16 protein-coding genes and 1 tRNA gene are annotated in these 11,693 nt (G+C 41.3%); 10 read left to right on the forward strand and 7 right to left on the reverse strand.

Going from position 1 to position 11,693, the window contains the following annotated elements; translation table 11 throughout:
• Positions 1–108: 108 nt before the first annotated feature.
• On the reverse strand, positions 109–1,170 hold the full coding sequence (locus SD31_RS08480; protein ID WP_197053627.1) for a lipase family protein: 1,062 nt from the start codon (positions 1,168–1,170) through the stop codon (positions 109–111).
• Between the two features lie 355 nt (positions 1,171–1,525).
• Positions 1,526–1,599, reverse strand: a tRNA-Pro gene (locus SD31_RS08485).
• A 294-nt stretch (positions 1,600–1,893) separates the two neighbouring features.
• Between SD31_RS08485 and rplS the strand changes: the two genes are divergently transcribed.
• Complete coding sequence (gene rplS / locus SD31_RS08490) at positions 1,894–2,247, forward strand: 50S ribosomal protein L19 (protein WP_039053809.1); 354 nt, start codon at positions 1,894–1,896, stop codon at positions 2,245–2,247.
• A gap of 73 nt (positions 2,248–2,320) precedes the next feature.
• On the opposite strand, the gene SD31_RS08495 is transcribed toward rplS, so the two are convergent.
• Positions 2,321–3,310, reverse strand: a complete 990-nt coding sequence (locus SD31_RS08495) for a potassium channel beta subunit family protein (RefSeq protein ID WP_039053810.1) — start codon at positions 3,308–3,310, stop codon at positions 2,321–2,323.
• A 198-nt stretch (positions 3,311–3,508) separates the two neighbouring features.
• On the opposite strand from SD31_RS08495, the gene SD31_RS08500 reads away from it, so the two are divergent.
• The 9 genes from SD31_RS08500 to SD31_RS18970 all read left to right on the forward strand — a co-directional run bounded on the left by SD31_RS08500 (position 3,509) and on the right by SD31_RS18970 (position 9,182).
• Positions 3,509–4,513 (forward strand): carbohydrate-binding family 9-like protein, encoded by a 1,005-nt coding sequence (locus tag SD31_RS08500; RefSeq protein ID WP_052258835.1) that lies wholly within the window; start codon positions 3,509–3,511, stop codon positions 4,511–4,513.
• Positions 4,506–5,459, forward strand: a complete 954-nt coding sequence (locus SD31_RS08505; RefSeq protein WP_231561362.1) for a family 10 glycosylhydrolase — start codon at positions 4,506–4,508, stop codon at positions 5,457–5,459. The genes SD31_RS08500 and SD31_RS08505 overlap by 8 nt, the downstream gene beginning before the upstream one ends.
• 287 nt (positions 5,460–5,746) lie before the next feature.
• The gene (locus SD31_RS20180) at positions 5,747–6,436 is read left to right on the forward strand and encodes a CTP synthase (RefSeq protein ID WP_262506596.1); all 690 of its coding nucleotides are present in this window, start codon (positions 5,747–5,749) and stop codon (positions 6,434–6,436) included.
• Positions 6,351–6,626 carry a hypothetical protein gene (locus SD31_RS20185; RefSeq protein ID WP_262506597.1) on the forward strand — a complete coding sequence of 92 codons (276 nt, stop codon included), beginning with the start codon at positions 6,351–6,353 and terminating at the stop codon, positions 6,624–6,626. Before SD31_RS20180 ends, SD31_RS20185 begins: the two co-directional genes overlap by 86 nt.
• A gap of 49 nt (positions 6,627–6,675) precedes the next feature.
• On the forward strand, positions 6,676–7,122 hold the full coding sequence (locus tag SD31_RS20190; RefSeq protein ID WP_262506599.1) for a glutamine amidotransferase-related protein: 447 nt from the start codon (positions 6,676–6,678) through the stop codon (positions 7,120–7,122).
• Positions 7,052–7,366, forward strand: a complete 315-nt coding sequence (locus SD31_RS20195) for a glutamine amidotransferase-related protein (RefSeq protein WP_262506598.1) — start codon at positions 7,052–7,054, stop codon at positions 7,364–7,366. Before SD31_RS20190 ends, SD31_RS20195 begins: the two co-directional genes overlap by 71 nt.
• Positions 7,367–7,466: 100 nt before the next feature.
• Positions 7,467–8,339, forward strand: a complete 873-nt coding sequence (locus SD31_RS18960; RefSeq protein ID WP_231561363.1) for a YidC/Oxa1 family insertase periplasmic-domain containing protein — start codon at positions 7,467–7,469, stop codon at positions 8,337–8,339.
• Between the two features lie 35 nt (positions 8,340–8,374).
• On the forward strand, positions 8,375–8,965 hold the full coding sequence (yidC, locus tag SD31_RS18965) for a membrane protein insertase YidC (RefSeq protein ID WP_231561364.1): 591 nt from the start codon (positions 8,375–8,377) through the stop codon (positions 8,963–8,965).
• Positions 8,955–9,182: a hypothetical protein gene (locus SD31_RS18970; RefSeq protein WP_231561365.1), complete on the forward strand. Its 228-nt coding sequence runs from the start codon at positions 8,955–8,957 to the stop codon at positions 9,180–9,182. Before yidC ends, SD31_RS18970 begins: the two co-directional genes overlap by 11 nt.
• Positions 9,183–9,266: 84 nt before the next feature.
• Here SD31_RS18970 and SD31_RS08520 read toward each other — a convergent pair whose 3' ends face one another.
• From SD31_RS08520 to SD31_RS08530, 4 genes are all read right to left on the reverse strand, one after another.
• Positions 9,267–9,956, reverse strand: coding sequence for a response regulator transcription factor (locus SD31_RS08520; protein WP_039053814.1), 690 nt, complete (start codon positions 9,954–9,956; stop codon positions 9,267–9,269).
• 100 nt (positions 9,957–10,056) lie between these two features.
• Positions 10,057–10,947, reverse strand: a complete 891-nt coding sequence (locus tag SD31_RS08525; protein ID WP_231561366.1) for a peroxiredoxin family protein — start codon at positions 10,945–10,947, stop codon at positions 10,057–10,059.
• Entirely contained in the window at positions 10,941–11,156 is a 216-nt protein-coding gene (locus SD31_RS18975) for a hypothetical protein (protein WP_231561367.1), read from the reverse strand. Before SD31_RS18975 ends, SD31_RS08525 begins: the two co-directional genes overlap by 7 nt.
• Before the next feature lie 17 nt (positions 11,157–11,173).
• On the reverse strand, positions 11,174–11,693 hold a 520-nt coding region (locus SD31_RS08530), incomplete at its 5' end, for a DHHA1 domain-containing protein (protein ID WP_231561368.1).

An 11,693-nucleotide genomic window follows, 5' to 3' on the forward strand; every position in this document is an offset into this window, starting at 1 on the left:
CTATCCTCTTTTTGATTATTCAACACAGGAAACAAAACTCTTTCCAAAACCTTGGTAAATAATTTGTCTCAAGAAGGTTAAACGGTTAACGGATACTATGTCCAGTGATCAAAATACAGTCAACTTAGGCATTTTTAAATTTTTCTTTATAGCTTCATTGGCCGACAACACTATGGGTACGCCAGGGCGTACGAAGTAGGTCGTTTTCACCGGATTGGGTAGTTGCAATTCGGGTAAAGATTTGTGAATAAAATCTCCTACATATTTACCCAGATATTTCTGATAAGCTTCGGAAGATTTCTGAGCACTATTTTTCATCTTGTTGAATGCCTTTTTGACAAACCATCGTTTCATCCAGGACAGATCGTTGAAGCGAGCCTCCAAGTTTAGAATAGGATTAGGCTCATTCATATCTATTTCCAGCTGTTGTGTTGTCAATGGCATTTCCGGCACAGGGTCCGCAGAATTGACAATGCTGAAGGTCCACATAGAAAGATGAGCATTATCATAATCATAAGCAAAATACATATTTCCCATCTTCGGTGGAGCGCTGGCATACGTTTTCACCGTTATTCCCTTAAACTCACCCTGCTTACGCTTATACATAAGCCATGCACTAAAATAATAACACAAGGCACCTCCCTGTGAATGTCCCGAAATCATAAAGTCGCGATAACCTTTAGCATACAGCTCATCAAACTTAGGTTTAAGCTGCTCCGCTAGATAACCAAAACCTATCAAAAAACCCGCATGTACCGCAGCTTTAGGATCTTCTGCCAGCTTATAGTCAAAAGCTTTTTCATTTGTCAGCTGTAGGGTTCCCGCGGCAGGCACCATAGCACAATAAAAGTCTTCCAAAAAAGACTCCATTTTTGTTGTCGTCCCCCGAATAGCGAGTACAACTACCGAATCCTGACGCAACCATATATCAGCAACATTGTCTAATCCTACATTCGGTGTCCGATACAACAAAGTATAGCCTGTTGTATGCTGAAGAATGGAAGCTTTTCTCGTCGTATCCTGGAAAATAGCATTGATTTTCAACAGATCCTCACATTCCTGAGCATCAAAGCCCGGCTTAAGTTTTGAAAACTGCGCCCTCGAACTGAAAGCAACAAAAGTAAAGAACAGAATAAAGAATATTCTACAGGGTAAAAGTCTATAATACATGATCATAAGGTTTACAAAAGGTCAGAGCAAAAGTTAAAACTAGTAGTTAAAAGATATTTTCACGTGAAATGGCATACCTAAAGCATTTCTTTTCGAGTTATATCGACTATAGGCAAATACTCCGACAACAACTTTTTATTATAATTAGGATTTGTAACGATGGTATAAGGAGGCTGTCCGTACGTGAATATAGAATTCACCATCAAAAGTAAAAAATATTTCATCATCAACGAGTTTTAAAAACTCTAATTTAAAATATTTAAAGGAAGAAACAGATATAGAAAAAGTAGCTAATTTCTCGATAAAAGTAATGCTAAAACAAAAAAAGAGTCCAATTGTGTTGGACTCTTTTTCGTCGGGGTGGCAGGATTCGAACCTACGACCTCCACATCCCAAATGTGGCGCGATACCGGGCTACGCTACACCCCGATGAAGGACTAACCTTCGTTGCTTGTGATGCAAATATACAGCGTTTTATTGACTTGTCAATACTTTTTTCAACTTTCTGCACTAATTAGCTGATTTATTGATAAATATTTTTCTGTTTTTTCCAGAAAAATATCTTTTAACCAAATTATGAAAAACAAGATATATTTCATACCTTTGCACTCGCCTTATAAGTAAGGCAACTTTTTGTTAAAAGATTTTTATAATTAAAATAAAAGCTGTAATATTGCAATCCGATTTTTACAGGATATAAATCGTTTATAATTACTCAAAATCATGGATTTAGTAAAATTTGTAGAAGAACAAGCGGTAGTAAAAAATGAGATTCCCGCTTTCAAAGCAGGAGATACCATCAGCGTGCACTATAAAATTCGCGAAGGAAATAAAGAGCGTATTCAAGTGTATCAAGGTGTAGTTATCCAATTAAACAGCGAAGGTGCTAACGCTACATTTACCGTTCGTAAAATTTCTAACGGTGTAGGTGTTGAACGTATTTTCCCTGTAAATTCTCCTAACATTGAAAAAATTGAAGTAAACAGCTTAGGTAAGGTTCGTCGCGCTAAATTGTTCTATTTACGCAATCTTACTGGTAAAGCTGCTCGTATCAAATCTAAACGTAGCACAAAATAATCTTCTTTAGATATAAACGAGACTGAAAGACATAAAAAAGGATGTAACCTGTGTTACATCCTTTTTTATTTGCTTATGATATCGTGATCTGAGGTTTTGTACCCATAATCTCGTCTATCTTTGCCAACACTTCCGCAGTCAACAGTGGAAGTACCTCTAAGGCTTTAAGGTTTTCTGTAAGCTGACTTTCCTTAGTTGCACCAAGAATGGCCGTGGTGACATTCGGATTGCTGATACACCAAGCGATGGCCAACGATGGCAACGACACCCCCAACTCCTGTGCCAGGTCGGCAAGCTTAATTACTTTGGCTATTTTCTCTTCCATCAGTACCTTCTCTTTCAACCATTCATATCCTTCCAAAGAAAGACGTGATCCTTCAGGAATACCGTTGTTATATTTTCCGGTAAGCAGTCCGGAAGCTAGAGGACTCCAAATGGTCGTGCCCATACCTATATTGCGGAAGATAGGTAGATAGTCGGCTTCCATCTTCTGACGGTTGAAAAGGTTGTATTCCGGCTGCTCTACGGCAGGTCCCTCCAACCCTAAATCTTTAGCCACCATATGCGCTTCCACAATCTCTGCCGCCGACCACTCACTGGTCCCCCAATATAATATCTTACCCTGTTGAATCAACGTATTCATCGTGCGGACTATTTCCTCCATAGGCACGTTAGGATCAGGACGATGGCAGTAATATAAATCCAGATAGTCTGTCTGCATACGGGTCAAGGCCTCATGGCAGGCCTCTACAAGATGCTTACGGCTTAAACCATGCTGATTAGGCTTTTTTTGCTCTCCCTTCCATCCAAAGAACGCCTTGCTCGACAACACATATGAAGTGCGGTCCCAGCCCTTTTTCTTCAAAATACGTCCCATCATTTCCTCCGACTTACCGGCAGAATACACCTCCGCATTGTCAAAAAAGTTGACTCCCGCGTCATATGCTATAGACATCAGACGATCGTTGTCCTCATCATCGGTCTGGCGGGCAAAAGTAACCCACGAACCGAAAGATAATACACTTAACTGGAGACCTGTTCTCCCCATTCTTCTATATTCCATATATCAATCTCTTTAGTTTTCTACTATAAAAATAGAGAACATTTGGCGGGCTTTTGATGAAAATATCATACAAAATGTCTAAATTTTGTAAACACTTTTATTATGAACCTATTTTTCCGATACGTAGCTTGTTTATTTATAATACTTTGTATCTGTCAAGCAGCTAAAAGCCAGCACCTTCTGAATCAAGTAAGGGCCATGCAAAGTCCTCCTCTCGTTTATTCTGCCCTAAAGATTTTCGAACCCATCCTCATTGATGGTAAAGAAGATCCAGTATGGCAACGCGCTCCTTGGTCATCCGAATTTATTGATATCGAAGGTTCGCATCAGCAAACACCATCTTACTCCACACGCTTTAAGATGCTGTGGGATGATAACAACCTTTATATTCTAGCGGTATTGCAAGAACCTCACATCTGGGCTACGCTGAAACAGCGAGATGCTATTATCTACCAGGATAACGATTTCGAAGTATTTATCAAGCCCAAACATTCGGCACCTTGGTACTACGAAATCGAAGTCAATGCGCTCAACACAATCATGGACCTTATGATGCCAAAGCCTTACCGTTTTGGCGGACACGCACTCCTACAGTGGGACGTAAAAAATCTACAATCGGCAGTGCATATCGAGGGCTCTCTCAACAGTCCAAAAGATATAGACCAGCAGTGGACCGTAGAAATGGCTATACCTTTCGCTTCCTTAGCACACTTTGCCGGCCCTCAAAGACCAAGTCCTAATGACTATTGGCGCATCAACTTCTCTCGAGTACAATGGCAACATGACATATTTCACGACAGTTATTTCAAAAAGAAAATAGACAACAAACCTCTTCCCGAAAACAATTGGGTATGGTCGCCCATAGGTGTGATCAACATGCATCTACCTGAAAGATGGGGATTTCTACATTTTAGCTGCGACCAAGAGCCCGCCCAACTCCCTCCATATTATCGGATAGAGAAAATGGCATGGAATATCCATTACCTCCAAAACATCCATAAACACAAACACCAATCTTTTACCTCAGACATCAAACTTCTGGAAGGCTATGACGATTTTTTGGCCGAAGATACAGCTAAATACGACATACAGCTTACGGTATCGGAGAACGGACAGTTTTACCATCTACGTCTTGAGGACAAAATGTTGAACTATATATTTACTATCGATAACTACGGTAACTATACTACGAATTATGAATAACAGAAGATCATTTATCAAACAAGCAGGATTAGGTCTGGCAGCCTTACATCTAGAACGTAGCTCCCCTTTCTTACAGCCTGCACCTCCCTCTTTCACCTTCGATTACTGGCTATGGCAACGCCCTAACCTCAGTGAAGAAGAATCCCAGATAAAGAAACGCTTCCAGTCCTATAAAGAGGCAGGCATTCGAGGTCTGATGTTTGAAAACTACAGTAGAAAACATTTTCAATTGGCCAAAGAAATAGGCTTTGAAGCGCACCGTTGGATGTGGACAATGAACCGCGGAGAGAAAGAACTCCTCGAAAATCATCCTGAATATTATGCGGTCAGCAGGTCTGGCAAATCCTGTGCCCACACCCCTCCTTATGTGGGCTATTACCGTTTTCTCTGTCCTTCCCATCCCGACGTACCTCCCTATTTGGAAGAAAAGGCTCGTGAACAGCTTGAAAAGGACGATGTGGATGGACTGCATCTCGATTACATACGCTATCCCGACGTCATACTGCCAGTCAATTTGTGGGACAACTATAAATTAGATCAATCGGCGGAGCTGGCAGACTACGATTTTTGTTACAGTAAATATAGTAAGGACGTCTATCGTAAAGAAACAGGAATAGATATTGACAAAGTAGCACGTCCGGAGCAAAGCCCCTCATGGCGCGCCTTCCGCTATGGTCAGATTACAAAAGTCGTCAACCGCATTTGTACTGCTGCCAAAGACTATGGAAAGCCGGTGACGGCAGCCGTTTTTCCTACACCAGACCTTGCCCGACGCATAGTAAGACAAGATTGGACACAGTGGAACCTTTCCGCAGTATTCCCTATGATCTATCACGGATTCTATAAAGAACCAATCTCGTGGATAGGTATGGCTGTAGAAGAGGGCGTAAAAGCATTGAACGGAAAATTTCCTCTATACTGCGGGACCTTACCTTCCCGATTTTAACGACCTGAAAGAACTAGAGCAAGCTATAAAATTGGCTAAATCTAAAGGCGCCGCAGGCGTCTCGCTTTTCGGAGAGAAAGAATTTGACACCGCAACGATACATATGTTGCGAACCATAAAATAACGGCAATTAAGGGATATTACTCCTGTCAGATCCTGCAAAAAATATCAACAATGACGGAATGTTTCTGCTTTATCCGAAAAAAGTGTTACCTTTGTATCCCGTACATAAGGATGATGTAAAGGAGTAAAATCCCACATTTTGAGTTGAAAATTCCATAATTGCTATGACTAAATATATCTTTGTTACGGGCGGCGTAACCTCGTCGTTAGGGAAAGGCATTATTGCAGCATCACTTGCCAAACTTCTTCAGGCACGTGGCTTTAAAGTAACCATTCAAAAGTTTGACCCTTATATCAATATAGATCCGGGAACACTAAATCCATACGAACATGGAGAGTGTTATGTAACGGAAGATGGGGCCGAAACAGACCTCGACTTAGGACACTACGAGCGATTCCTCAATGTCCCTACCTCGCAAGCCAACAATGTAACAACAGGTCGTATCTATAAATACGTCATCGAAAAAGAACGTGAAGGAGCTTACCTAGGCAAAACTGTACAGGTCATCCCCCATATCACGGACGAGATAAAACGTAGAATGTTGCTACTAGGCAACACGGGAGACTACGACATCGTCATCACAGAGCTGGGCGGTACGGTAGGCGACATAGAATCCCTGCCTTTCATCGAAGCTGTCCGTCAGCTACGCTGGGAGTTGGGCAGCAACAACTCGGTAGTAATACACCTTACATTGGTTCCTTATCTTGCCGCGGCAGGTGAGTTGAAAACAAAACCTACTCAGCACTCCGTAAAGACCTTATTGGAATATGGCGTACAACCTGACGTATTGGTATGTCGTACCGAACATAAACTTAACTCAGGAGATACGCAAAAAACTTGCCCTATTCTGTAATGTTAACATCAATGCCGTAATAGAGTCAATTGACGCACCCACAATCTACGATGTGCCACTATTGATGTTAAAAGAACAACTCGATAAAATCGTCCTTACCAAATTAAAATTATCTACAAAGAATGAACCTGACTTAGAAAACTGGAAAGCTTTCTTAGGTCGCCTAAAAAACCCTACAAACGAAAGTTAACATCGCTCTTGTAGGTAAATATGTAGAACTTCCGGATGCCTACAAATCCATTAACGAAGGTTTCGTACATGCGGGAGCAGCCAACGAAACAAAAGTTAAAGTACAATATTTCGCTGCCGAAAGCGTTACTGATGACAATGTGGCCGAAAAACTTAAAAATGCTGACGGCGTATTGGTAGCTCCAGGCTTTGGCGAACGAGGCTTGGAAGGCAAGCTGGCGACAATAAAATACGTTCGCGAGAACAAGATTCCTTTCTTCGGTATCTGCTTGGGTATGCAATGCTCTGTAATAGAATTTGGCCGTAACGTGTTGGGATTGAAAGATGCTAACTCTTTTGAAATGAACGAAAGCACCCCACACCCGGTAATCAACTTGATGGAAGAGCAGAAAAATATCAAAAACATGGGAGGTACCATGCGTTTAGGTGCCTACGATTGCGAAATTAAAAAAGGCACTAAAGACGTATGCTATCTACGGCAAAACGAAAATTTCTGAACGTCACCGCCATCGTTACGAATTCAACAATGCCTACCTCGAACAATACGAAAAGGCAGGAATGATTGCTTCAGGAATTAATCCGGAAACTGGCCTCGTAGAAATTGTAGAGCTTAAAGATCACCCTTTCTTCGTAGCAGGACAGTTTCACCCGGAATTAAAATCTACAGTTGCAAATCCTCACCCACTTTTTGTTAGCTTTGTAGCTGCAGCTTTAGCAAATAAAAAAGCGTTGAAAAAATAATTTTGAACCAAAATAAATTAAATGGATAGAAATAACATTATAGGACTAGTTTTAATCTTCATCATCTTTGCTGGTTCATTCTATTGGATGAAACCTAGCGATGCTGAAATTAAAGCCGAACAAGCCAGACAAGACTCTATCGCTGCCGCAAAAAAAGGCACATGTAGTCACTAAAGATTCTGCCAATGCCATTGTCCCTACAGACTCTGCTGCATGGACACAAAAACCTTTCGGTGAAGCAATGGTAGCCCAAGAGGAAATCATCACCCTTGAAAACGATATTCTTAAAATCGATTTGACATCAAAAGGTGCTAAAGTAAAAAATGTCCTTCTTAAAGGTGAGAAAAACTTCGACGGCTCTCCTCTTAATATCATCGAAGGCGACAACAACAAATTCGGCTTCATATTCAAGGCAAATGGTGAAAACGTACATACCAACGACCTTGTCTTTACAGTAGTAAACAAAAGCCCTAACACAGCGACCTTAAGATTGTCTTACAAACAAGACCAATATCTGGAATATGTGTACACCTTATCCGAAGGGCATAACCTCGCCGTCAATGTAAATGCGGTAGGAATCCAAAACTTGATGGACGTACAACAAAAATCCATTATCTTGGATTGGGAAACTACCCTTCTACAAAAAGAACAAAACATTAAGTCAGAACGTGAAAAATCGACGATCTTCTTCAAAGATGCAGATGGTGATATAGACCACCTGTCAGAAGCCAGTGATGATGAAGAAAAAATCGACGACAACAAATTGGAATGGATCGCTTTCAAGCAACATTTCTTCTCGTCAATTTTCTCCTCAAAACAACCTTTTGAAAATACCAACCTTATCACAAAGGTGGCTACACAGGATGGCGTAGTCAAAACATACAAAGCTACGGCTGAGCTAGCTTCAACAGTCAAGCCAACAACCACTACGAATTCAACTACTTCTTCGGCCCTAACAAATACAAAACATTAAAAGCTGAAGACAAGGCGTACGAAAAAATCATCAACATGGGATGGGGTCCTATGGGATGGATTAACAGGTTTATCACCGTTCCAATCTTCGATTGGCTGGATGGATATAACTTAAGCTACGGTATCGTTATCCTTATCCTTACAATCCTGTTAAAAGGAGCCATGTTCCCATTGACACGCAAATCGTACATATCTATGGCGAAAATGCGTGTGTTGAAGCCTCAGTTGGATGAGATCAAAGAAAAAGTAGGTGAAGACAATCCTATGTTGCTGCAACAAGAACAGATGAAGCTATACAAGCAAGTAGGGGTAAACCCACTAGGTGGATGTCTGCCGCTCTTGTTACAGATGCCTTTCACTTTGGCTTTCTTCTTCTTCTTCCCAAATCTTTACGAACTGAGAGGAGAAAGCTTCCTATGGATGAAAGACTTGTCAACATACGACGCACCTATTACCTTCCCTTCATTCTTAGGTATCAACCACATTTCTTTGATGTGTGTGTTGATGACATTGGTGACGTTGCTCACAACATGGTATAACAACGCTACCTCAAGCTCTGGAGTAAACAACCAAATGAAATATTTGGGCTATATCTATGCCGTTGTTATTCTTCTTTATGTTGAATAATTTCCCGTCAGGATTGAACTACTATTACTTCCTAGGTGCCGTGTTTACCTTCTTAACGCAGTTCATCATCCGTCAGACCATCAACGACGAAAAGATATTAGCTCAATTGGAAGAAAATAAGAAAAATCCTAAGGTACAGAAGAAATCTTCTTTCCAAGCACGCCTGGAAGAAATGATGAGACAACAACAGGCAGCACAGCAAAACAAAAAGCAATAAGCTTGTCTTCTTCAACCATAAAAAAATCCCGATTATAGCTATAATCGGGATTTTTTATGTTATTTCTTTTAGGCAAGAGCCTTCCTAATTCAATTCAAACTTATATCCTACCCCCTTTACAGTGGCAACGTAATCTTCTCCTATCTTTTCTCTCAACTTACGGATGTGTACATCGATAGTGCGGTTGGTGACAATGACCGAATCCTCCCAAATAGCCTTCAAAATCTGATCTCTAGTAAAAACTTTGTTAGGCTTAGATGCTAACAGGAATAGCAGTTCAAACTCTTTGCGCGCCAAAACTACCTTTTCCCCACTTTTGTACACCAAAAACTCTTCCCTGTCAATCACCAGGTCAGAGATTGTAAGCTTATGGCTTGGCGTTTCTGTCTGTTCAGGATTATTTCTTCTGAGGATAGCATTGATACGCGACATCAACGCTCTAGGTTTTATAGGTTTCGCGATATAATCATCGGCTCCTACATTGAAGCCCGCGATCTCGGAATACTCTTCGCTACGGGCAGTCAGAAAGATGATGAAAGTGCTTTTGAATTCCGGAAGAGCACGCATCTGCCTGCAAGATTCTATACCATCCATTTCCGGCATCATCACATCCAAGATGATTAGATCCGGATTCTCCTTCTTCGCTACCTCTATAGCCTGACGACCATTGATGGCCGTACAAACCTGATAGCCTTCCTTGTTCAGATTGTAGGAAATGAGATCTACTATATCCTGCTCATCATCCACTACAAGTATTTTTTTCTTGGAATTCATTGCTCTTTTTTTACTAAAATAGGTACTCCATCCTAAGATAAAGTTAACCAAATATTATGAAATTGTTAAAATGGGAAAATCTTAACGATTTCATAACTGTTTATTTTTCCAATACCTTCTTTAGCAATGCTTCCAGCTCTGCACTACGTAAGTTTTTGGCAATGATTTTTCCTTCTGGATCCAATACGAAGGAGGCAGGAATAGCTTTAATACGGTAGTTTATAATCAAATCAGATGACCAAGCTTTCAGGTCGGAAACATTGGTCCAAGCTAACTTGTCATCTTCAATAGCACGCATCCACGAGCCAGGATTGTTATCCAGCGATACACCTAAGATATCGAAACCCTGATCTTTAAAGGCATGGTATATGCGAACTAAATTAGGATTTTCTTTGCGGCAAGGCATACACCATGAAGCCCAGAAATCCAACAACACATACTTCCCTCTGTAGTCTGACAGCTTCACAGTCTTATTGTTGGGTGTGTAAGCTTCAAAGTCCGGCGCGGGCTGTCCTACTGCCAGTCTCTTCATCTTCTCCACTTCCTCCCGGAACTGATTGACCATAGCATTGTCTGTAAACAGATCTTTGATCTCCTCCACATAGGCGATAAGTTCATTTTCCGCCAATTCGGGATCCAACGTACTCATAGCATAAAATCCAGCAAGATCCTTATGCTGCTTAGCAAAAGAAACAGCCTCCTGCACATAGAACTTCATAGCATCTTTGTAGCGGATAAGATAATCAGAACGTAGGGCATCAATCTCACTTTCGGACTTCCCTCCAATACTTCTGACAAACGCTGACTGCAGTGAATCCTCAACAAACTCCTTACGTGCTTTGATAGGAGCAAACTCTTTCAACGTCAGCGACAGCGCTGACCCTTCTACCTCATATTGCTCGGGATTCTGTAAATCCGTCCTAAAAGAAACCTTCTCGCCGGGAGTAAGAATAACAGGATAGGTATTATTTCCAACACGAACGGTCAGCAACCTAGCTGCGTTGCCGGCCGTTCGAATTTGAACTTATTCTGATCGGAAAGGAAGACCGAGTCCAGCTTGCGCTCACCCTCGTAAAAAGCTACTACCTTCACATTTCCCGGATTTAAAATTTCTCCCGAAATGTAAATGTTATCCTTATTTGAACAACCAAACACCACAAACAACAACATCCCCACAATCAAAGTTTGTAGCTTTTTCATCTTCATCTCCTTTCTGTTTATTTTAAAAATTCCTTTGCTCTGGCAATAGCTTTATCCAATCCGCTGGCATCTTTACCTCCTGCCGTAGCGAAGAAAGGCTGACCACCTCCACCACCTTGGATGTCTTTGGCTAAATCGCGGACTATATTTCCTGCATGAAGACCTTTCTCTTTCGACAGCTCATCAGACACCACTACGGTAAGACTAGGCTTTCCGTCAAATTCGGCACCCAACACCAAGAAGAGATTGTTTAACGACCCTTTGAGTGCATAAGCTAAAGTCTTGACAGCATCAGCATTCGGCAAGTTAACACGGGTGGCTAAGAAGTTGATACCATCTATAACCTCCAGCTTAGCCTCCAACTCCTTTTTCATTGCCAAAGACTTTTCGCGTATAGCATTTTCGATTTCCTTTTTCAGCGCACTGTTTTCCTCAACGATTTTTGTCACTGCCGAGACGAAATCCTTAGGGTTGTTTAAGATTTCTTTCATATTCTGCGCCAGCTCGAAATGTTCACGGATTMCGTGAACATTTCGA

It is taken from the genome of Sphingobacterium sp. T2 (assembly GCF_000814685.1).
Classification (GTDB): domain Bacteria; phylum Bacteroidota; class Bacteroidia; order Sphingobacteriales; family Sphingobacteriaceae; genus Sphingobacterium; species Sphingobacterium thermophilum.